Raw genomic sequence first — 21364 nt, 5'->3', positions numbered from 1 at the left:
TAAGCGAGGTGACACATATGAAGAAAATGTCCATTCTCATGCTCGCTTTTGTTTTTTTCCTGGCAGGGTGTTCGTTGGAAGATGCTGCTGATCATATTACAAGGGAAGTATCCAAGTGGGATAAAGAAAGTCCCAATGAAACATTTATACCGAAAAACTTGAAGGTGGTTTCAATAGGAGATTCATTGACTCAAGGTGTCGGTGACAGTACGAAAAAGGGAGGGTATGTTCCTTATCTGGAAAAAAGTCTCGAAACATTGGATGGGGTTAAGGATGCCCAGTTTCATAACTACGGAGTAAGAGGAAACCGTACCGATCAACTACTGAAAAGACTGAAGAAGGAAGATGTGAAATCTTCCATTAAAGAATCTGATTTAGTGATGATCACCATCGGTGGAAACGATGTTATGAAAATTTTTCGTGAAAATTTATCACACTTGAAGTTAGAGGTATTCCAGGAGGAGAAACGACAATATCAACTCCGGTTACAAGAGATCATTGAAACGATCAGAAGTTATAACCCCGATGCAGGCATTGTCCTGGTCGGTCTGTATAATCCTTTTAATACTTGGTTTTCGGATATTGATGAAGTCAATCAGGTGATTCATAATTGGAATGAAGCAAGCATACAGATACTGACGGGTTATGATAAGACGTTATTCGTGAAAATCGAGGACTTATTTATCGATGCAGGGGATACTTTGTTGTATGAAGACTACTTTCATCCGAATGATGAAGGGTATAAGCTGATCGCAGACCGAATGTTTACGGATCTTGCAAAAGGGGAAACATTAGCTACATTGACAGATAGAAAAGATTCTGTTGAGGAAGAGGAGCAGCCGTCATGAAGAACAAATGGAAGGTGGGGTTCTTTGTCCTTTTAGGTATGATCATACTTGGATTCGTCATCATCGTATCCATGATCTTTATGCCTGTAAAGGATGATGCACTGCCTGACAACAACAATAATACAGATCAACAAGTTGGATTTAATGTAGAGACCAACAAGAAAGATTTAAATCTAATCATTGAACATTATATTGAAGAAGAAGGGATGAAAGGGCCGGTGGATTACGATGTTCAGCTCAAGGATGATGTTGAACTACTGGGATCCGTCCCTGTCTTTACTTCAGATCTGGACTTTAAATTGAGTTTTGAACCGAAGGCGTTGGATAATGGGGATATTCTCTTAAAACAAAAATCCATTTCAGTAGGTTCACTGAATCTTCCGGTCAACTATGTATTGAAAGTGATCAGAGATTCTTATAATTTTCCGGATTGGGTAAAGATTCAACCCAATGATGAATTGATTTACGTCTCACTGCAAGACATGAAACTGAAGAGTGATGTGAAAGTACGGGCAAACAAATTTGATTTGAAAGAAGATAATATTTCTTTCAGACTACTCGTCCCTGTCGACCGTGCTCAATAAGAAAAAGGTGGCTTCCTTCTGGAGTCACCTTTTTTGTATGGTAAACCTCTTTATGCTGTGACTCTATCCTTTCAGCAATAGAGCTTCAAGTTCCGGTGTTCCATTGGCTAATCCAACGGCAACGATCGTGTATGCCTGATTTGGGCTCAGCTTCACATTCGGAACGCTCAGTACACTGTTTTTACTTCCGGCGACCCTTGCTTCGAGATTGACGGTCATTGGAGTCAACCCAAGATAATCGGTGGCTTGTTTAAAGGATATATCCGGGAATATAACATCCCCGCCTTTCACAGCTATATCGACTGCCGGGGCATCAGGGGAAAGGTGAATGAACTTTACCTTTGTTTCTCCGCTTGGCACTGTTGGATCATCCAGATAAGGAAGTAATTGCATTTTATTCAGTGTTCCAACAGCTGCGAGAGTGTAGATCTTTCCTGGATCGATTTTCACTTTTTTACTAATGACTGTCGTCACACTTGTACCTGCAGGATAGACATCAATATGATACTTTCCGGCTGGTAAAGTTAAATAATCGCTCACATCCTTGAAGGCTACATCCCGTAATACACGATTTCCGTTCACATATACATCAACATTCGGTGCATCAGGGACGGCATGTAACACACGGACGTACGAAGGCTGTGTAGAGGTTGTCATGTCAGCTCGCTGCGCCTGCATGGCAAGCCTCATATATTTAAGGTGCTTCTGGTAGTAATGAACGTGCATGGACGGATCGGAATATTTATAATAACCGGATAACAAGTCATACATCGCAGCTTTCGTCAAATAATCATGTTGGCTCATCCGTATCTCTCCCTTAACAGTATTAACACAATAGAATATGCCGGGGAGAAAAAATGGTGAAAACACCTATTTTTATAAAAATCAGAAATATAGCTTGCAAACCGGATGAAAATATTGGATAATAAAAGTACTAATTGAGAAAGTGGGTGATGTCATATGAACCTATCATTAATTGAGCAAAAGGCTAATGTAAATATGTATAATATCGGTTCTGCACGTCAACTCACTTTAAACGGGATTCTTTGATTTTTTTCATTTCTTCTTTCGTGAAAAATCCGTTGACGTGTCGAACCACGCAACGGATTTTTTTATTTGGGAGGAAACAAGTTGAATACGAGAGAAACAGTTTTTGAAATGATGAACCACCTGACAGAAGAAGGCTTTATATTGGGAAGGGTTGTGACTGAACAAAGGGGTGCCTTTATGGTCATGACACGAACAGGGGAAGTGTTAAGTAAGATTTCAGGGAAACTCAGGTTTGACACCATTCAGCGCGAAGATCTACCCGCAGTAGGTGACTGGGTACTCCTAAGCAAGGAAGGGGCGGTCATTGAAAAAGTACTGCCACGGATTAGTAAATTCTCGAGGAAAAAAGCAGGAAATGAAGCAGAAGAGCAAATCATCGCCGCGAATATCAATACAGTCTTCATCCTATCTTCATTAAACGATGATCTCAATAGCAAACGGATGGAGCGCTATTTACTTCTATGCTGGGAAAGCGGTGCAAATCCTGTCATCGTCCTGACAAAATCGGACACGTGTTCCGATATAGAAGAAAAGAAAAAAGAAGTGGAGAATACTTTGCTTGGGGTGAAAGTCGTTACCATAAGTGCCGTTAGTCGGGAAGGGATAGAGAACCTGATGCCTTATTTAAATAAGGGGCAAACCGTCGCCCTCGTTGGTTCTTCAGGAGTGGGAAAATCCACACTGACCAATCTTCTTGTAGGAGATGATGTCCAGAAGACAAAGGAAATAAGGGAATCCGATGACAAAGGCCGGCATACCACGACTCATCGGGAACTGTTCCTGTTAGAAAATGGTGCTGCGATCATTGATACACCGGGGATGAGAGAAATCCAATTGTGGCAGGGGCAGGAAGGATTGTCCACACAATATCATGACATTGAGGAATTAGCCCTTCACTGCCGATTCAATGACTGCCAGCATGAAGATGAACCAGGCTGCGGGATTCGCATGGCCATTGAAGAAGGAAGTCTTTCAGAGGAGAGGCTCGAACACTATCAGAAGCTGCAAAGGGAAATCGCTTACATGGAAAGACGGGGAAATAAGCGGTTAGAATCTTTGGAACGAAAGAAGTGGAAAAGTATAGGGAAGCAGAGAAAGCTTAAATAAAGGACGAAAAGAGTGACCCTTTGGTGGGCGCTCTTTTTTTTAATCATGGTGAGGTTTGATTCAAGCTAATTGCTTTCCCTTTTTAACAGGAATGCGTTAAAATCGCATACAAAGGGAATAGTGAAAGAGAATGTTATGGAAAGGATGACGAGCATGTCAGAAACTGAAATGTATCAAAAAGCCACGTTTGCCGGAGGATGTTTTTGGTGCATGGTAAAACCATTTGATGAACAGCCCGGAATCGGAAGTGTGACATCCGGATACACAGGGGGACACGTTCCAAACCCATCTTATAAAGAAGTATGTTCAGAAACGACAGGGCACTATGAAGCTGTTCAAATCGAATATGACCCCTCCGTTTTTCCTTACGAAAAGTTATTGGAACTGTACTGGCAGCAAATCGACCCCACGGATCCCGGCGGTCAGTTTTTTGACAGGGGCCAATCGTATAAAACGGTCATTTTTTACCATGACGAAGAGCAGAAGAGACTTGCTGAGGAATCAAAGGACAGGCTCGGGAAGTCAGGGATCTTTTCCAAGCCAATTGCCACAGAGATTTTACCTGCCAAGGAATTTTATCCTGCAGAGGAATACCATCAGGACTATTACAAAAAGAACCCGGGTCATTATAAACGATACAGCAGGGGATCTGGAAGAGTTGCATTCATTGAAAATCATTGGGGGGATAAGAATGAGTAAAGATGATTTAAAGAAAAAGCTGACACCCGAGCAATATGATGTCACCCAGAATAATGGGACGGAGCCGCCGTTTAGAAATGAGTATTGGAATACGTTCGAAGAGGGCATCTATGTGGATGTCGTGTCAGGTAAACCTCTTTTCAGCTCGAAGGACAAATATGATGCCGGCTGCGGTTGGCCGAGTTTCACCAAACCGATCGATGAAGAAGAGGTTTCGGAAAAAGAAGATAGAAGTCACTTTATGGTCCGGACGGAAGTTAGAAGCAAAGAGGCCGATTCTCATCTGGGTCACGTGTTCAATGATGGACCCGGTCCGACAAAACTCCGGTATTGTATCAATTCTGCAGCACTCAGATTTGTCCCCGTCGAGAAATTGGAAGAGGAAGGCTACGGGGTATACAAGAAGTTATTCTAACATAATGAATTACTGTGAAAACATTCACATATGTGCTAAAATAGACTTTTCATGTTTACTTTGAGTTACATATGTGTATATAAAAATATGAAGAGGAAGGTGAATATTGATGCTTAAAAAGCTTTTTGGCAAAAAAGAAGAAGCACCTAAAACGGTTAATGCTGTAGCACCTTTAACAGGTACCGTGAAATCGCTTGAAGAAGTGCCGGACCCTGTATTTTCACAAAAAATGATGGGGGATGGAATTGCCATCGATCCGACGATAGGAAAAGTCGTTTCCCCAGTAGACGGTGAAATCATGCAGCTTTTCCCGACTAAACACGCAGTTGGAATCAAAGCGAAAAACGGCGCTGAGATCCTCATCCATATTGGACTTGAAACGGTCTCGATGAACGGTGAGGGGTTTGAAGCCCATATCTCAGAAGGTTCAAAAGTGAGTATCGGAGATCCATTGATCACGTACGACCTGGAACTTGTAAAAGAAAAAGCGAAAAGCACCATCACACCTATCATCATCACAAACGGTGATGACATGGGAGATCTTGTGAAAAAAGACGTGACTAGTGTGACGGCAGGACAGGAAGAAGTATTGGAAATCTCTTCAAAATAATTGTAAGTGGAAAGACCGGCGAAGATGCCGGTCTTTTTTTTTATGGGATAAGTTTTCGGTGGAATAGGAATGCCCATATTTTGATTTTGGTAAATGAAGCAAAAAATAAAAATGATCCATTGAATGACCCTCATAAGATATGCGTAAAGAAGTCTCATGAAATAAAAATGGGCGGATGCACAAACACATTCTAGGTGAATGACATAGAGTATAAGGTAAATAAATAATTTTTTGAGGAGAGATAGGTATGAACTATGGTTATGGCTGTGATCCATGTTATCAAGGTGGATATGCTTATCCGGTTGCCGGTTGTGGCGGTAGTGGTTTTGCGTTAATCGTTGTGTTATTCATCCTGTTGATTATTATTGGAGCCGTTTGTTACTGCGGACATTAATCCGTTTAGAGGATAGTTGAAAATAATGATGAAAAAAAGAGCTGTCGCTAGACAGCTCTTTTTGGATTATATTTTGAAGCTGGAAATTAATTCTTTCAGTTTTTCAGCTTGCTGTGAAAGTTCAGAAGCACTTGCCGTGACTTGTTCCATGGCAGCGGATCCTTCCTCTGATGCAGCTGCAGTGGTTTCAGTGTTAGATGCGGTAGATTCGGCAATTTCATTGACATGGGCAAATGAAGTGGCCACCTCTTGACTGAGATTCAGTGTTTCCTGAATATGGTCGACCATTTCATCCACGACTACTGTTGTTTTCGTCGTTTGGCTCAGGATATCTTCAAGTGATGCATTGGTCTCATTGGTGATTTCTACTCCTGCGATGACTTCCTTCACCCCGTCGGAGTTTTGCTTGATGATGATATTGACTTCTTCCTGAATGCTGTGGACGATTTCCGTTACACCCTTGGCAGCCTGGCGGGATTGTTCAGCAAGCTTTCTGACTTCATCTGCTACAACTGCAAATCCCCTGCCGTGTTCCCCTGCCCTTGCTGCTTCGATGGCAGCATTCAGAGCGAGAAGGTTGGTTTGTTCGGCAATGTCAGTGATGGTTCCGATAATAGTGGTGATCTGTGTTGAACGTTGTCCCAGGGCTTCAACGGTTTCACTGGTATTGGACATGGTTTCTTCAATGCTCATCATTTTAGTTGAAGAGGCATGGACAGTCTTTCCGCCTTTTTCAGCAACGACTCTCATGTCACGAGCGGTTTGTCTGACAAGTTCTGCCTGGTTGAATAAGAAGCGGGCGGCTTCCTCCAAGCTGTTCATCTTCTCTAATGAAGAGGACATGCGATGTGTCGTCTGGTCGCTTCCAGCGGCAATTTCACTCGATGTTTCCGCAATGGACGTGATTGTGCGCGATGTTTCCTCTGCAGATGCGAGAAGCTCCTGGCTGCTTGCAGATACATTTTCTGCCATCTCTGAAACCTGTTTTACAAGCAATGCGATCCCTGCGATAAGCTGATTCGTATCCGACGCCAGGTCAGCCAGCTCATCTTTTGATTTAACATGGATCCGTTTCGTTAAGTCTCCACCTGCATTGGCAATCTCCAAAATGGATGTACTGATTTTCTTTGTATTGGTTTTAATCGTATGAGATAAAATGATTCCAAAGAATACCGCCAATAGAACGGCGAATGCCGATAAGCCGATGGTGACGACTTGCGACAGTTGGACTTGGCGGGTCAGGGAGTCGATCCGTGCATCCAGATCTTTTTGCTGGTCGACGACGATCATATCTACATATGAGCGGATCCCGTCCAGATATTTTTTACCGACTCCGGTTTCGACAAGGTTCGCAGCCTTTTCGAGGCCTTTATCTTTCCTGGTCTCGATCACCCGATCAACAAATTGCATCCAGAAACCGTACTGTGCTTCGATTTTTCCCATCTTCTCAAGCTGTTCCGGGTCATCTTTCAAAAGTGAATGTAAATCTTTGATTTGGCCTTCCACTTCTTTTTTTCCATTTTGATAGGGTGCAAGAAAACCAGTTGCACCTGTAATCACGAACCCTTGCTCCCCGATTTCGATATCGTTTAATACTTTTGAAAGATCCTTTAAGTTGGTATCGACTTTCATATCATATGTGATCAGCGTGTCGATTTCTTTCTGGAGCTTCATCATATTGAGATAAGAAGTAGACGCTAGGACCAACAGGACAATGGTCAAAAGGCCGAATGACAGGACGACTTTCCCTCTTATAGTACGAAAGTATGAGAATATACCAAAGCTTCTTTTTGGTCTTTCTTTTTTCATTTTCTTTCTTTTTGGCGATTTCAGCCATTTTTCTCTCGTTTTTTTCACCGTTTCCCCCTCCTGAAGATAAAGAAAAAAGTAGCATCAAAGGATGAACTTACCATTATTTTATACATATCGACCTAATATATCTAGTCAATTTGCAGAAATTTTGTCGAATTTTTGAGAATTTTAGTATATTTCAATCATAGAAAAAAGGAAACTCTCTTTCGATCATTGCCTGATTTCCGGGAAAATCCAAAGATAAGATGATTTTTTAATAAAAAATGAAAGATTCGGCTTTTCACACATATGAATAATGTATGGGAAATCTTTATGAGCACCCAGATGAGCGAATCGAAAGAGAGTACGAATCTGATTCTTTCAGGAGGGGGAACAATGCCTCATTCGCATTTAATAAAACCGTTGATTGGGGAGCAATATCCAACGATCGATTATGGAAAGGGTGTTTTCTTGTATGACACCGATGGACATGAATACGTAGATGCCTGTTCTGGAGCGGTGACGGCAAATTTGGGACATGGTATGGAAGAAATCCTTCAATCAATCGTGAATCAAGGAAACAAAGTGGCTTTTGTGTACAGGTCTCAGTTCAGCAATCAGCCGGCAGAGGAGTTAGCCTCCTTTTTGAATGATAAAACTGGTTATCCCTGGACCTTCTTTGTCAATAGTGGATCAGAGGCAGTGGAAACAGCCATCAAGATCGCCATTCAACATTGGCAGGAGAAAGGGAAGCCCCTGAAGAGAAAGATATTATCACGGTGGCTCAGTTATCACGGCATCACTTTTGGGGCCTTATCTGCTTCAGGCCATCCATCAAGAAGGGAACGGTTTGATTCTTTTTTAGGGGACTGGCCAACCATCGAACCCCCTTATTGTGCACACTGTCCATTTGGGAAGACTTACCCTTCATGCGGTTTGGCATGTGCGTCCCAACTGGATACCATGATTACGAGGATTGGCGCTGAGAACATAGCTGCATTTATGGCAGAACCGATCATCGGAGCAGCAGGGGGGGCCATCACTCCTCCAAAGGGATATTATGAGCGGATTAAAGAAATCTGTGAAGCCCATGACATATTATTCATTTCCGACGAAGTCATGACCGGATGTGGGAGGACGGGAACCTTTTTAGCTTTGGAACAATGGGGGGTCAAGGCAGATATCGTCGCTGTCGGTAAAGGTCTCAGTGCCGGATATGCCCCGATTGCTGCCACCCTCATTTCAGAAAAGATCATGGAACCGATCGTACAGGGAAGTAAAGTGATCATGAGCGGCCATACCTTTAGTGGGAACCCCATGTCTGCCACTGCGGCATTGGCCGTACTTAAGCTGATCGATTCAGAAAAGATCATTGAAGGTGTCGATCAGAAAGGGACCTATTTAAAGAATCTCCTGGAAAAATGCAGGACAGAATTTTCCTTTATTCAGGACATCAGGGGACGGGGCCTCATGTGGGGGATTGAATTTGATGAGCGGGGTGCTGGATTTACGTCTTTCATCGTGCAGAATGGAGTGGATAACGGGATATTGTTATACCCTGCTTCAGCTGGAATTGATGGCAGGAAGGGCTCTGCCATCATGGTGGCACCGCCATTGAACAGTACGAAAAGAGAGCTTGAGGAGATGGTTAAAAGGTTGAGAAGGACTTTTCAAATGGCAGCAGATAATTGGAAGGTGACGTAGATGTCCGCACATCACAATAAGTTGAGCGACTATGAGGGAATCCGCCACTTTTTTCATGATGAAATGACGATGATGTTTGGAGGGTTTGGTGGGGTTGGCTCCCCGCCTGGCATGATAAAGCATCTTGTGGAGTGGGGTGTGAAGGATCTTACCATCATCGGAAACGACACAGGGTTCCCTCACATCGGCATCGGTCAATTGGTTGCTAAGAATCGAGTGAGGAAAGTGATTGCTTCACACATAGGATCTAATCCGATTGCAGGAAGATTGATGAGTGAAGGGAAGCTTGAAGTTGAATTCTCCCCACAAGGTATCTTAGCTGAAAGAATCAGGGCAGGCGGAGTGGGATTAAAAGGGATCATAAGCGACATCGGGGTGGATGACCCCTATTTGAATAAGGGGAAGACATTCGTTGAGGTAGAGGGTGATCGTTTTGTATTCGAGGCGGCACTGGTTGCTGAAGTGGGGATTGTCTATGCGAAGAAAGCCGATACATTCGGGAACCTTGTCTATGATAAGAGCGCAAGGAATACGAATCCCCTGATCGCCATGGCCTCGGATGTGACGATTGTCGAGACGGAGGAAGTGGTTGCTTACGGAGAGCTGGATCCCGAGGAAATCGTCACTTCAGGAGTGTTTGTAGATCATATCGTCTTGTCTAAAGGAGTCGATTGGAAATGGGCCTGGGAAACGAATTGAAGGAAAAGATGGCAAAACGTGCAGCGCTTGAGGTGAAAGAAAATATGATTGTGAATCTCGGGATCGGTATTCCCTCTCTCGTTCCAGATCACCTTCCTCAAGGATTTCCAGTCATTTTTCAATCTGAAAATGGAATCATCGGCATCGGTCCTGTACCCTTGGAAGGAAATGAAGATGAAAATCTGTGCAATGCCGGGGGGTTCCCGGTTTCGTTAGTGGAGGGGGGATGTTATACAGACAGCTCCATCGCTTTCGCCATGATCCGCCGGGGGAAGATCGATCTTACGATACTTGGATCCCTGCAGGTCAGTGAAAATGGGGATCTTGCCAATTGGATCATCCCGGGCAAAAAGGTCCCGGGGATGGGGGGGGCAACGGAACTAGCCTCTAAAGCAAAGAAAGTCATTGTACTCATGACCCACTTAGACAAAAATGGCGGCAGCAAGATCGTAAGGGAATGCACCCTTCCATTAACGGCCAGGCGCTGTGTTTCGATGATCATCACCGACCGTGCTGTATTCTCACGTGAAGGTGATCAATTAATTCTGCGTGAGATATTCAATCCATACACATTGAAGGATATAGAGGAGACGACAGAAGCCCGTTACATCTTAAGCCCTGATATCAAGTTTATAGGGTAGGGGGAGGAATTCAAATGGATACTCATCGCCTCATAAAAGATAAAATAGAAGAAAAAAAGAAAAGGACGATCAAGCTTCTGCAAAGACTCGTCCAGGAAGATAGTGTCAGGGGAAACGAATCAAAGGCACAGGCAATCATCATAGAGAAATGCAGAAAGCTCGGATTGGATCTGGACATTTGGGAAATAAAAGAGACTGATATCAAGCATCATCCCTTTTACAAATGTGACCGGACAAATTTTAAAGGTAATCCCAATGTGGTAGGGGTTTTAAAAGGCACAGGCGGCGGAAAGAGCCTTCTTTTAAATGGACATATCGATGTTGTACCGGAAGGGGATAGAAGAGATTGGATTCACGATCCCTATAGCGGACTCATCGAGGACGGGAAGCTTTACGGGCGGGGAGCAACGGATATGAAAGGCGGTTCGGTCGCTTTGCTACTCGCCATCGAAGTGATACAGGAGTTGAATATTCCTTTAAAGGGAGATGTGATCTTTCAAAGTGTCATAGAAGAGGAAAGTGGGGGAACGGGTACCTTAGCCACATTGACTAGAGGCTATAAGGCGGATGCTGTCATCATTCCTGAGCCGACCAATATGAAGATCTTCCCTAAACAGCAAGGATCCATGTGGTTTCGCCTAAAGGTAAAAGGAAAATCTGCACACGGGGGAACGAGGTATGAAGGGGTAAATGCAATAGAGAAAGCATATAAGGTCATTCACGTTCTTCAGGAATTGGAGAATGTACGTAACGAGAGGGTGGATGATCCATTGTATCGGAATATTCCCATCCCGTTACCCGTTAATATCGGAAGAATCGAAAGTGGGAAATGGCCATCTTCCGTTCCTGATACGGCTATCATTGAAGGCAGGATAGGAGTCGGACCCTGGGAGACACTCCATGAAGTCGAACAGGAATTCACAACTGAAATTTCCAAGCTGAGATCAATCGATCCATGGTTTGATGAACACCCTGTCGAGGTGGAATGGTTTGGCGGGCGCTGGCAGCCGGGCAACCTTCCAAGTGACCATGAATTAGTTAACACCCTGTCGCTGCATGCTAAGCAGGTAATGTCGTCTGAGCCGATCATTGAAGCCTCTCCCTGGGGAACGGATGGGGGGATTTTGTCTCAAGGAGGCAATATGCCTGTGGTGATTTTTGGACCGGGCACAACCCAAGTGGCCCATGATGCAAATGAATACATCGAATTAGAGAGGGTTTACCAATCGGCTGAAATTTTTTCTCGATTTATGATCGATTGGTGTAATAAACCCTCATGATTTCCATCCCAATGGGGTAGAAGGTAATAAGATGCTATACTCATTCGCCTGAGAGAGGATTGGTCATGACCCGGACACACCAGGACAAAAGAACGAAGTCAAACACCCACCCCTTTCTTCACCCTTAGACAGGAACAACTCACTTGATTCAAGTATGAGGTTGTTCCCTTTTTATGGTGGTTTGTTTCATAACTTATCTCATGCCTTCATATGTTTGTTAAAAAGGGGCTTAAAAGAATGCAAACATATGAATATATACAACAACCAAAAGTGGAAGCGACCATTTATAAAGATGATTATAATCGTAGACTCCGGGTGGATGAATTCAGGGGGAATGCAGGAAGGCTATTGGAGCTCATGGTGACTATAGCTGAGACCCATCAGTTCGAAAAGTTCATTGTGAAGGCAAAGTCAAATCAGGTTGCCCACCTGATAGAAAAGGGATTTATTGTAGAGGGGGGAGTAAACGGTTACTTTAGGGGAGACAGTGCTTTCTTTATGAGTAAATTTCTGACGGATGATCGAAGGAATAGTTCTTTTTGGAGAAAAGAGGATGACATTCTTCAAGCGGTTCAACAGCTGAATAGTAAAACCATGGAAGGGTCAGGATTGATATCTGTAGCCACCGGGGGGCACGCAGAGAAATTAGCAGATCTCTATCAAGAAGTGTTCACGCTATATCCTGTACCATTACAAGATCCCGATTATATAAAAGAATCCATGAAAAATGGGACAATCTTTGTATATATCGAGGAGGATGGAAGGATCATCAGCGCCGCTTCTGCTGAAATATCTGCAACCAACAAGAATGCTGAACTAACGGATTGTGCTACGAGATCTTCTCATCGTAAAGGCGGGTATATGAAGCATCTGCTGACGAAGCTTGAGGATGAATTAGTGAAACAGAACATTTTTTGCGCTTATACGATTGCCAGAGCACTTTCATTTGGGATGAATGCTGCATTCCACCAGCTTGGGTACAGATATGGTGGGAGACTTGCGAATAACTGCATCATCTTTGACAAAATGGAAGATATGAACATTTGGGAGAAGGATTTAAGTGAAAGGTAGAAGGATTCTCCTGGTCTTGTGGAACGAAACTTTCTGGAAAGTTGGTGGAATAGATGAAAATGAATCTCTATAAACCAAAAAGGGATTGGAAGGATATTGAGCTTTGGAAAGATGTCACGGATGAACAATGGAATGACTGGTTATGGCAGCTGACAAACACAATCAGAACCCTTGATGACTTAAAGAAAGTGGTGAACTTGACGCCGGAGGAAGAAGAAGGGGTCAAAATTTCAACCAAGACCATTCCGTTGAATATCACTCCTTACTATGCATGGCTGATGAATGAGGATGACCCCCGCTGCCCGATCCGGATGCAATCCGTTCCCATAGGCCAGGAGATCCATAAAACAAAGTATGACCTGGAAGATCCTTTGCATGAAGATGAGGATTCACCGGTACCGGGGTTAACGCACAGATACCCGGACAGGGTGTTATTCCTCGTCACCAATCAATGTTCCATGTACTGCAGATACTGTACGAGAAGGAGGTTTTCCGGGCAGATCGGAATGGGTGTCCCGAAGAAGCAGCTTGACGCGGCCATTGAATATATAAGGGAAACGCCGAGCGTAAGGGACGTCCTGCTTTCCGGCGGGGATGGTCTCTTGATCAATGATCAAATATTAGAGTATATATTAAAGAACCTGAGGGACATCCCCCATGTCGAGATCATCCGGATCGGAACGAGGGCTCCTGTCGTGTTTCCACAACGGATCACTGAAAACCTGTGTAATATATTAAAGAAATACCATCCGGTTTGGTTAAATACTCACTTCAATACATCCATTGAAATCACGGAAGAGTCCAAAAAGGCATGTGAGATGCTTGTGAATGCAGGGGTTCCTGTAGGGAATCAAGCTGTGATCCTGGCTGGCATCAATGACAGCGTTCCAATCATGAAGAAACTTATGCACGATCTGGTTAAAATTCGCGTGCGCCCGTATTATATTTATCAATGTGACCTATCGGAGGGAATCGGTCATTTCAGGGCACCTGTCAGCAAAGGGCTTGAAATCATTGAAGGATTGAGGGGACACACATCGGGTTACGCCGTACCGACCTTCGTGTTGGATGCTCCCGGAGGCGGAGGTAAAATATCCCTTCAACCGAATTACCTGATATCCCAAAGTGCTTCGAAAGTGGTCGTAAGGAATTTCGAAGGCGTCATTTCCACCTATCCGGAACCGGAGGAATACGTAGCAGGAAGGGCGGATGAATACTTTAAAGAAGTTTATCATGATGAAGAAATCAATGAACCTACCATAGGGATCGCTGGATTGATGAATCAGACACATTCCTCTCTTACGCCTGCAGGTCTCAAGCGTTTGGAACGTCGCAAGGAATATCAGGAGAACCCGGATCATAACTCTCTCAAGGACTTCAGGGGAAAAAGGGATCAGCTGAAGGAAAAGAAGCATAAAGCGATGCTTTCAAAAATGAATCAGGACAAAAATGATGATAAGGAAGAAACCATCAATGGCTGAAAATACGGTGAAACTGTGCGAATGGTGTGAAGAGAACACGGCTCATGCTCATCAGTCAAGTGTGTATTGGGAGCTGCCCGATGGCTCACGGGCGGTTCAGATTGCGAATGTCCCGAGCCTCTCTTGCAGTCATTGCGGGATGGACTATCAAGAGGAATCCATCATCAATGAAATCGAGGACCAACTGATGCTGATTGATACGAGGGTAATTGATAAAGTGATTTCTTATAAAGAGCTAATGGCTCTTCCCCGCTTACTTAAGAAGAATTATTTTCGGTTTTAGCAGGTAGAGGCACCGATATGCTCTCATTTGATGCAAACACTTTACGAATTCATCTTCTTCCGCTATCCTTTTAGAAAAGAAAGAACGAGGGCAGGTGGAAGAGATGAGAAAATCCTTTTATCATTATTTGATGAAATACAGGCAACCTACTGCCAAGGATGATATAACCCGATTTGCGAATTCAGCTTATGATGATCACAGCTTTCCGAAACAGTCCGGGCAATACCATGAAATCAGCTCCTATCTCGAAATGAATGGGCACTACCTTGAAAGCATGTCCATCTTCGACATGGCCTGGGACCATTACCAATTAGAAGAAAAAGATTAACGATAATCCAAGCCAACGGACTGACATTTGTTTCCCGCAAACGTCGGTCCTTTTTTAAAAAGTCCCGCGGTATGCTTATTGATTCGTTTTTTGGTCATTTCATGTAAACATTTCTTACCCTAAAGAAAAGATAGTCAGGGATTTCGTGTATACCGATATGATTGTTATTGCATATCATATAAAAAAGGCGATTAAGGGTGAGGGGAGAATGAAGAAACGAAAAGAGCCTAGATTCAGAGTTGGGGAAACGGTAGTCGTTACAATCTATGGTACCGTCGGGAAAATCACAGACATTAAAAAGATTGACGGAGAGTTTTTATATGAGGTCAACGAAAGTGAAGGGTTATTCAAGGAAAAAGCATTAGAACTGCTTGATTCTTATGATGGATATATTTTTGAACAGGAACAGATCGATATTGAATACAAATTTCTGTTTGGTGACCTTGTCCTTGTAAAGGGATACGAAGAGGATCTCTTTAAAGTGGTGGGTTTCAGAACAGAGATATGGCGATATAAAGATGATGCATGGGAAGACGTGATCTATGAATTAATGAGGATCACGGATGGGGAATGGCTGGAGGCGGACGAAGATGAAATTACCCTGGTTGCCGATGAAGAGCAGGCGGAAGCTTTCATAAAGAAATATGGATTTGTCTTCCCGCAAAAAAAAGAAGGTAAATCCAAATCTCTCCATTCACCTGCATTTCCAAAGCCAACCTGGATTGATCAGCTCCTTGATCATTACAATGACTACAAAACACTGTATCTATTATTCAATGATAGTAAATACAAGAATAAAATGGATTATGTGTTAGAACAGTTGAAGAATCATACAAACACACAGTCTATCGTCAAAGAGAAGGAATAAGCCACATAATATATAGAAAAACCGGGACGCTTATGACCAGGAATGATAATAGTATGACACGAAGGATCCATTGCATGCCTGAAACAATGATCCCTTCTCCATTTTCCAGGTCTCTTACCATCGATTTCGTTTTTTGGGTAAATGTATGTAACATACTATCCGCTCCTCTACCTTTGATGATAAAGTCTATGCTTGTCTTTAAAGTGTTATGAAAACTTTTTTTCCTGGCATAACCGGGATAGTATTGTCATAAATTGAGAATCAAAGGGGGCGATCACATGCGGGAGATAGAAGTCTTTATCGACACCGAGGAAATTGCTGAGTTCTTTATGAAAGAACTGATCCAAAGAGGATATGCACCATCAGAAGATGAGCTTGAAGAAATAGCGGACATCACATTCGAGTATCTGATTGCCAAATGTATCATTGATGAAGAATGGGAAGATGAGGTTTAGATTCTATTCACCCATCGATCTGGATTTCAATTAGTATGCCAACGACCATTCATATAACGGGGATTGACTCTGATGTGTCGCCCATACCTTCATGTATGAAGGAAGGGGGGCACATTATTTTGTGTCAATCCCTCTTTAGTTTCAAAAGAATAGTCGTTCTTGCTTTCCATTTACGGGTCATAGAGAAATGGTGAGGGTCCGTCATCGTCAAAAGGGGAGACATTACCTCAATCGGCTGCTCTCTAAACCAATCCGGCGAGGAAGGATCGTCATAATGAATATTTTCCCAGACAGCTCTTAGCTCGGGGCTGAATAAATGCTTTCTTTTCTTCACAGTTGAGTAAATATGCGGCCAATAATCTTCCCTGGATCCCGTATGAGGATGGTGAAGGGAGAAAGATAATGCAGTGGGGTAAACATTCGGATGGAATAATACTCTATATAATTTCTTGCCTAATTGTATTCTGCGATCCAATTTCTCAAAGTGGGAAACGGAAAGGCCGGCCAGGGAGAATGGGGACTGCTTGCCATAAGGGAAAAGGATGGAAGTGAATTCAAGCCGGTCCTGTAGAAAAAACTTCCACTTTTCAATTCCCATATTAAGCTCGGGACTGGATAATATCTTGTTTTGAATCAGGTGCTGCTCATTCATAATGAGTGCGGTGGTCAATACTGGGTGATTCCCTGTCTTGAGATAATCTGCCCATAGCTTCCGCATGAATATTGAAACGTTGAACTTTTTCAGGAGGTGAAAGGAGTGGCGGCCGGTTAATTTCCAGTTTTCATAAAGTAATAGTTGAGGATACGCGTCTTCAAAGATAGCTGCATTACATTGCTCCAGGAACTCGAATAGAGATTGTTGTTCGGTGTGACTCATTAGATGTGAGAGCAGATCGTTATGGATATCTGTCATATGATAACCGGCATTTCTCGATACCATGTGGGCAAGAAAGGACCAGTGCAGTTCAGGGTGTCTTTTAAATAAATCAAGATAGGAAGAGGTTCTTGTCAAGTTATTGACATTGCCTTTTTTCACTTTGTTGAAAATTTCCTCGAACAAAGCTTGCTCTTCAGGAAAATAGACATAAGGGACCGGTTCCAGTTTCATTTCGCCGTAAAGCCTGTTAACCGCCTGAACATCGAGAAGGGGGGACATATTCGAATGTTTACCCGGTTTGAATAGGTTTGAAATGACTTGAAACGGTGAATAACCCAAGTAATCACACCTCTCAAAAAAATGAAAAATATTTTCTCGTGTGAAACTAAACTTGAGGTGAATCGTATATAGATACATATATAGAAACACTTCTTGATTAACGCCCTTACAAGAAGTTATTTTCTAATCACGTCCAATATGTCGGGAATGGAAGGGATGCACCTGAAACTTTATTTCCCCCGCATCTTTAGGAATTGTTATAGCAAGAAGGAAAAAAGTGTTCGGTGGAAGAATTTCTTAAAAGTAGAGTTGTAATCTTGAAAAGAGGGGACGAAGAATATCATGTAGGATCTGAGTCTACCGGGGATTTATTAAAGGGGATTGAAATATTTCACAACCAATAAACGAGGAGGAATTTTCATATGTCATTTTTTAATAAAGTATTTGCTTCAATCGGTATTGGAGCAGCAACAGTGGATACGAAATTGGAGAAATCAAGCTACGTTGCAGGGGAGACGGTAAACGGGGTGGTGGAAATTACGGGGGGGAGTACGGAGCAGAGTATCGATGCCATCTATTTAACCCTTTTCACTACATATATTCGTGAATCGGATGACAAGAAATTTACAGATTATGCACCGATTCAGAAAGTGCAAATATCCAATCCATTCACCGTTTTGGAAAATGAAAAAAAAGAATTTCCATTTACCTTCACCCTGCCCTTTGAAACCCCGATCACATATGGGAACACCAGGGTATGGGTAGCGACAGGGGTCGATATTAAAAATGCAGTGGATCCAAAAGACAAAGACTATATTGAAATCGTGCCGAATCAGTTGACAAATGCCGTCCTGACTTCTGTACAGGAACTCGGCTTCAGAATTCGTACAGTTGAATGTGAAGAGGCGCCGAGACGTTACAGAGGGAGATATCCTTTTATTCAGGAGTTTGAGTTTGTACCGGTAAATGGACCATATCAGCGTAAATTGGATGAACTTGAAGTGATGTTCCTGAATCAAACGGAAGACCGGGTGGAACTGCTTCTGGAAGTGGACAGACGGGCGAGGGGACTGGGTGGGTTCCTGGCTGAAGCTCTCGAAATGGATGAATCCATGGTCAGACTGACCATAAGTTCGTCCGATGTCCCCCATTTAGCATCGAAACTTCAACAAGCCATCGACAAATTTGCGTAAAATATTCCATTCGACAAAGATTCCTATGATTCTGTGAAGGATTCGACACACAGTTTGTGTAATTGTATGAGTACAACATAATGACGGAGGGGTGCTCATGCCTTTACTTGAAAAAATCATTCGTCCAAAGCTTTTGAGATCGACTTATGACGTGACCATTTTCCAAACCCCTAAATATGGGGAGGATAAAGGGTACGAAAAGGTTTATCGTATCTCGGTTGAAGCAAATAACCATGAAGAAGCCCTGTATCAGACATTTAGAACGTTTAATGTACCAGACTTGATTCCAAAGGATTATCAAGGCAGATATATTGCTACACGTGACATCGTCTTCATTGATGAAGGGCGGAGGGGCCATCATTATTATCGTCTCCAGCCAAATGGATGGAAGCGGGTGAACCGGATCGTCATTCATTAGATAAAGTACTATTTGAAAAAAGGAAAGAATCTGCCTCACAGGCCGGATTCTTTCCTTTTTTATATGAGTCCTTACATATTATGTCCCGGACCATTTTTTCTATTTAGACCTGTGTTTTCTTTCCCGTGTGCATTATGCTCGGCATCCAATGCTTCTTTTGGGATATGATTATTTTTCTTAGGGGCATTGATTCTATTTCGGTGTTTTTTTCCCATCCATGTGTCCCCCTTTGTTATGATTTAAGCTTTTCTGTTCTTGAAGAAGTTGGTTGGGTCCCCGACCGGGTAGAAGGGTTGGTTTCATTTGCATGTTGTACTGCTTGCTTCAGTTTTTTGCTCATTTTTTCTTTGGCCATGTTCAATCACTCCTTCTGCCTTTATTTTGACCTCTCATTCATCATTCTATCCTTCCATTTCCTAGCGTTGCATATGTCCGGAAAAAGAATTACAATGGTCTTTCAACAGTCTTGATAGGAGGAATATTTAAGTGAGTATACATATTAATGCGAAAGAAAACGAAATTGCAGAAACAGTTCTTTTACCTGGGGATCCACTTAGAGCAAAGTATATTGCGGAAACGTTCTTAGAAGATGTAACATGCTACAACGAAGTCCGGAATATGTTTGGATACACGGGAACGTACAAAGGAAAAAGAATTTCGGTACAGGGAACTGGAATGGGTGTCCCGTCGATTTCCATTTATATCAATGAATTGATGCAGAGTTATAACGTTCAGAACTTGATTCGTGTCGGTACTTGTGGTGCCATTCAAAAGGACGTCAAAGTACGTGACGTCATCCTGGCTATGACTTCGTCCACTGATTCTCAAATGAATAAATTAACGTTCAACGGGATCGATTATTCTCCTACCGCGAACTTCGACCTTTTAAAACGAGCATACGATGCAGGGGTAGCAAAAGGTCTTAATCTGAAAGTCGGAAACGTATTCACTGCCGACATGTTCTACAATGACAATGCGGAGCATGAGAAGTGGGCTCAATATGGTATCCTTGCCATTGAAATGGAAACGTCCGCCCTTTACACATTGGCAGCCAAATATGGTCGAAATGCCCTTTCAGTTCTGACAGTAAGCGATCATATCCTGACAGGGGAAGAAACCTCTTCAGAAGAGCGTCAGACGACTTTCAATGAAATGATTGAAGTAGCTTTAGAAGCAGCCATTCAAGAATAATTTATAGAAGCAAAAGGAAAAAACTGCTTACAATCCCATGTCGGGTTTATAGGCAGTTTTTCATTTTGTGAAGTTTCTCCTGCTTACATATTGCCCCGGGCATGGTAAGATGGAGAATGGAACCATTATAGAGAAACTAGGTGAAAGTATGAAAAAGATCATCTTCATAACTGCTGCCTCCCTGGTTATGTTATCAGGTTGTTCGCAAGTGGAAGAGTGGTCAGACGAATTATTTGGCCAAAAACAGCAAGAGACACAGGAAAAAGAACCAAAGGTTCAAACGCCTGACAACGAACAGGATGAACAATCATTGCCGGAACAGCAGCCTGCCGAAGAAGCGGTACCTAAAGAGCTGCAATTAGAGTCCCAATACTTCAATGACGTAAAAGTCGTGGACGGAAAACAGGTTATTCAAAATCCATCCAATTTACTGGCATTGGTAAATAAGGAATATGCTTTAGATGAATATAAACCTGCCGATCTAGTCCGTCCAAACGTTCCATTCGTATTCGGGGATCAGGACCTTGAAAAAGCGCACCTCCGTAAAGAAGCGGCAGACCAGCTGGAAAAGATGTTCGCAGATGCCAAAGCTGGAGGGGTATTCCTGACAGCCATTTCAGGTTACCGTTCATACGAATACCAAAAAATGCTCCTTGATAGGGAAATAGCCCAATTCGGCGAAGAAAAGGCGGTCATGGCCGTTGCGCCTCCGGGACAAAGTGAGCATCAATCTGGATTGGCTATGGATATTTCCAGTCAAAGTAACCAATTTCAAGTGAACATAGAATTTGCTGATACGAAAGAAGGAAAATGGCTGGCAGAGAACGCATATAAGTACGGGTTCATTCTTCGCTATCCCGAAGATAAGGTGTCCATTACCCAATATCAATATGAACCTTGGCACTATAGATATGTCGGGATGGAAGCCGCTAAAGTGATTCATGAAAACGATTGGACACTTGAAGAATACTTTAATAATGTAAAGAAAATCTAATGATGATTAGGGGTCAGGGCCAACGGTTCCTGACCCTTTTTTAGATGGGGATTTAAGGATACCAAGACCTTTCTGCTTTTAAAGTGGACGAATTCCGTTCCGCT

At 42.9% G+C, this 21364-nt stretch carries 27 protein-coding genes; 21 read left to right on the top strand and 6 right to left on the bottom strand.

Annotated elements, in window-relative coordinates; translation table 11 throughout:
• Positions 1-17: 17 nt before the first annotated feature.
• On the top strand, positions 18-848 hold the full coding sequence (locus M1J35_RS15885) for an SGNH/GDSL hydrolase family protein (protein ID WP_034758592.1): 831 nt from the start codon (positions 18-20) through the stop codon (positions 846-848).
• Entirely contained in the window at positions 845-1432 is a 588-nt protein-coding gene (locus M1J35_RS15880; RefSeq protein WP_224519694.1) for a YpmS family protein, read from the top strand. Before M1J35_RS15885 ends, M1J35_RS15880 begins: the two co-directional genes overlap by 4 nt.
• A 63-nt stretch (positions 1433-1495) precedes the next feature.
• Here M1J35_RS15880 and M1J35_RS15875 read toward each other — a convergent pair whose 3' ends face one another.
• Positions 1496-2236 (bottom strand): DUF4397 domain-containing protein, encoded by a 741-nt coding sequence (locus tag M1J35_RS15875; RefSeq protein ID WP_061811463.1) that lies wholly within the window; start codon positions 2234-2236, stop codon positions 1496-1498.
• A gap of 327 nt (positions 2237-2563) precedes the next feature.
• On the opposite strand from M1J35_RS15875, the gene rsgA reads away from it, so the two are divergent.
• The 5 genes from rsgA (at position 2564) to M1J35_RS15850 (ending at position 5707) form a co-directional block, all read left to right on the top strand.
• Positions 2564-3589: a ribosome small subunit-dependent GTPase A gene (gene rsgA / locus M1J35_RS15870; protein WP_254651708.1), complete on the top strand. Its 1026-nt coding sequence runs from the start codon at positions 2564-2566 to the stop codon at positions 3587-3589.
• 153 nt (positions 3590-3742) lie between these two features.
• On the top strand, positions 3743-4288 hold the full coding sequence (gene msrA, locus M1J35_RS15865; RefSeq protein WP_254651707.1) for a peptide-methionine (S)-S-oxide reductase MsrA: 546 nt from the start codon (positions 3743-3745) through the stop codon (positions 4286-4288).
• Positions 4281-4703: a peptide-methionine (R)-S-oxide reductase MsrB gene (msrB, locus tag M1J35_RS15860; protein WP_061811462.1), complete on the top strand. Its 423-nt coding sequence runs from the start codon at positions 4281-4283 to the stop codon at positions 4701-4703. The genes msrA and msrB overlap by 8 nt, the downstream gene beginning before the upstream one ends.
• Before the next feature lie 109 nt (positions 4704-4812).
• Positions 4813-5313: a PTS sugar transporter subunit IIA gene (locus tag M1J35_RS15855; protein WP_061811461.1), complete on the top strand. Its 501-nt coding sequence runs from the start codon at positions 4813-4815 to the stop codon at positions 5311-5313.
• Positions 5314-5560: 247 nt separating this feature from the next.
• Positions 5561-5707, top strand: coding sequence for a YjcZ family sporulation protein (locus M1J35_RS15850; protein ID WP_079531961.1), 147 nt, complete (start codon positions 5561-5563; stop codon positions 5705-5707).
• A 66-nt stretch (positions 5708-5773) separates the two neighbouring features.
• Here M1J35_RS15850 and M1J35_RS15845 read toward each other — a convergent pair whose 3' ends face one another.
• Positions 5774-7564, bottom strand: a complete 1791-nt coding sequence (locus tag M1J35_RS15845; protein WP_224519697.1) for a methyl-accepting chemotaxis protein — start codon at positions 7562-7564, stop codon at positions 5774-5776.
• Positions 7565-7894: 330 nt separating this feature from the next.
• Between M1J35_RS15845 and M1J35_RS15840 the strand changes: the two genes are divergently transcribed.
• From M1J35_RS15840 to M1J35_RS15800, 9 genes are all read left to right on the top strand, one after another.
• A complete protein-coding gene (locus tag M1J35_RS15840) occupies positions 7895-9202 on the top strand; it encodes an aspartate aminotransferase family protein (protein ID WP_224519698.1) in 1308 nt (435 codons plus the stop codon).
• Entirely contained in the window at positions 9203-9901 is a 699-nt protein-coding gene (locus M1J35_RS15835; protein WP_061811508.1) for a 3-oxoacid CoA-transferase subunit A, read from the top strand.
• Positions 9880-10542, top strand: a complete 663-nt coding sequence (locus M1J35_RS15830; protein ID WP_254651706.1) for a 3-oxoacid CoA-transferase subunit B — start codon at positions 9880-9882, stop codon at positions 10540-10542. Before M1J35_RS15835 ends, M1J35_RS15830 begins: the two co-directional genes overlap by 22 nt.
• A 14-nt stretch (positions 10543-10556) precedes the next feature.
• A complete protein-coding gene (locus M1J35_RS15825; RefSeq protein ID WP_224519700.1) occupies positions 10557-11822 on the top strand; it encodes a peptidase in 1266 nt (421 codons plus the stop codon).
• A 237-nt stretch (positions 11823-12059) separates the two neighbouring features.
• Positions 12060-12893, top strand: a complete 834-nt coding sequence (gene ablB, locus M1J35_RS15820; protein WP_224519701.1) for a putative beta-lysine N-acetyltransferase — start codon at positions 12060-12062, stop codon at positions 12891-12893.
• Between the two features lie 53 nt (positions 12894-12946).
• On the top strand, positions 12947-14374 hold the full coding sequence (gene ablA / locus M1J35_RS15815; protein ID WP_224519702.1) for a lysine 2,3-aminomutase: 1428 nt from the start codon (positions 12947-12949) through the stop codon (positions 14372-14374).
• Entirely contained in the window at positions 14367-14657 is a 291-nt protein-coding gene (locus tag M1J35_RS15810) for a YokU family protein (protein WP_224519703.1), read from the top strand. Before ablA ends, M1J35_RS15810 begins: the two co-directional genes overlap by 8 nt.
• Before the next feature lie 103 nt (positions 14658-14760).
• A complete protein-coding gene (locus tag M1J35_RS15805; RefSeq protein WP_254651705.1) occupies positions 14761-14985 on the top strand; it encodes a YozE family protein in 225 nt (74 codons plus the stop codon).
• A 208-nt stretch (positions 14986-15193) separates the two neighbouring features.
• On the top strand, positions 15194-15853 hold the full coding sequence (locus M1J35_RS15800; protein WP_034758621.1) for a hypothetical protein: 660 nt from the start codon (positions 15194-15196) through the stop codon (positions 15851-15853).
• Here M1J35_RS15800 and M1J35_RS15795 read toward each other — a convergent pair.
• The gene (locus M1J35_RS15795) at positions 15837-16007 is read right to left on the bottom strand and encodes a hypothetical protein (RefSeq protein ID WP_156029996.1); all 171 of its coding nucleotides are present in this window, start codon (positions 16005-16007) and stop codon (positions 15837-15839) included. The genes M1J35_RS15800 and M1J35_RS15795 overlap by 17 nt on opposite strands.
• A gap of 124 nt (positions 16008-16131) precedes the next feature.
• Between M1J35_RS15795 and M1J35_RS15790 the strand changes: the two genes are divergently transcribed.
• Complete coding sequence (locus tag M1J35_RS15790) at positions 16132-16308, top strand: YozD family protein (protein ID WP_079531952.1); 177 nt, start codon at positions 16132-16134, stop codon at positions 16306-16308.
• Between the two features lie 124 nt (positions 16309-16432).
• Here the strand turns inward: M1J35_RS15790 and M1J35_RS15785 are convergent, their stop codons facing one another.
• On the bottom strand, positions 16433-17524 hold the full coding sequence (locus tag M1J35_RS15785) for a DUF2515 family protein (RefSeq protein ID WP_254651704.1): 1092 nt from the start codon (positions 17522-17524) through the stop codon (positions 16433-16435).
• A gap of 362 nt (positions 17525-17886) precedes the next feature.
• On the opposite strand from M1J35_RS15785, the gene M1J35_RS15780 reads away from it, so the two are divergent.
• Together M1J35_RS15780 and M1J35_RS15775 are read left to right on the top strand one after the other, a co-directional pair.
• A complete protein-coding gene (locus tag M1J35_RS15780; RefSeq protein ID WP_254651703.1) occupies positions 17887-18657 on the top strand; it encodes a sporulation protein in 771 nt (256 codons plus the stop codon).
• Positions 18658-18754: 97 nt separating this feature from the next.
• Entirely contained in the window at positions 18755-19075 is a 321-nt protein-coding gene (locus M1J35_RS15775) for a YodL domain-containing protein (protein ID WP_224519707.1), read from the top strand.
• 71 nt (positions 19076-19146) lie between these two features.
• On the opposite strand, the gene M1J35_RS15770 is transcribed toward M1J35_RS15775, so the two are convergent.
• On the bottom strand, positions 19147-19290 hold the full coding sequence (locus M1J35_RS15770) for a hypothetical protein (RefSeq protein ID WP_167562123.1): 144 nt from the start codon (positions 19288-19290) through the stop codon (positions 19147-19149).
• Between the two features lie 17 nt (positions 19291-19307).
• Entirely contained in the window at positions 19308-19430 is a 123-nt protein-coding gene (locus tag M1J35_RS22715; RefSeq protein ID WP_256503889.1) for a hypothetical protein, read from the bottom strand.
• Between the two features lie 131 nt (positions 19431-19561).
• Between M1J35_RS22715 and deoD the strand changes: the two genes are divergently transcribed.
• Entirely contained in the window at positions 19562-20266 is a 705-nt protein-coding gene (gene deoD, locus M1J35_RS15765; protein WP_254651702.1) for a purine-nucleoside phosphorylase, read from the top strand.
• A gap of 148 nt (positions 20267-20414) precedes the next feature.
• Complete coding sequence (locus tag M1J35_RS15760; protein WP_224519708.1) at positions 20415-21260, top strand: M15 family metallopeptidase; 846 nt, start codon at positions 20415-20417, stop codon at positions 21258-21260.
• The last annotated feature ends 104 nt before the right edge of the window (positions 21261-21364 follow it).

This window comes from Rossellomorea sp. KS-H15a (assembly GCF_024195245.1).
GTDB classification, from domain to species: domain Bacteria; phylum Bacillota; class Bacilli; order Bacillales; family Bacillaceae_B; genus Rossellomorea; species Rossellomorea vietnamensis.
Note: the sequence above shows the minus strand (reverse complement) of the source record. Positions and strands in the feature narration are given on the sequence as shown.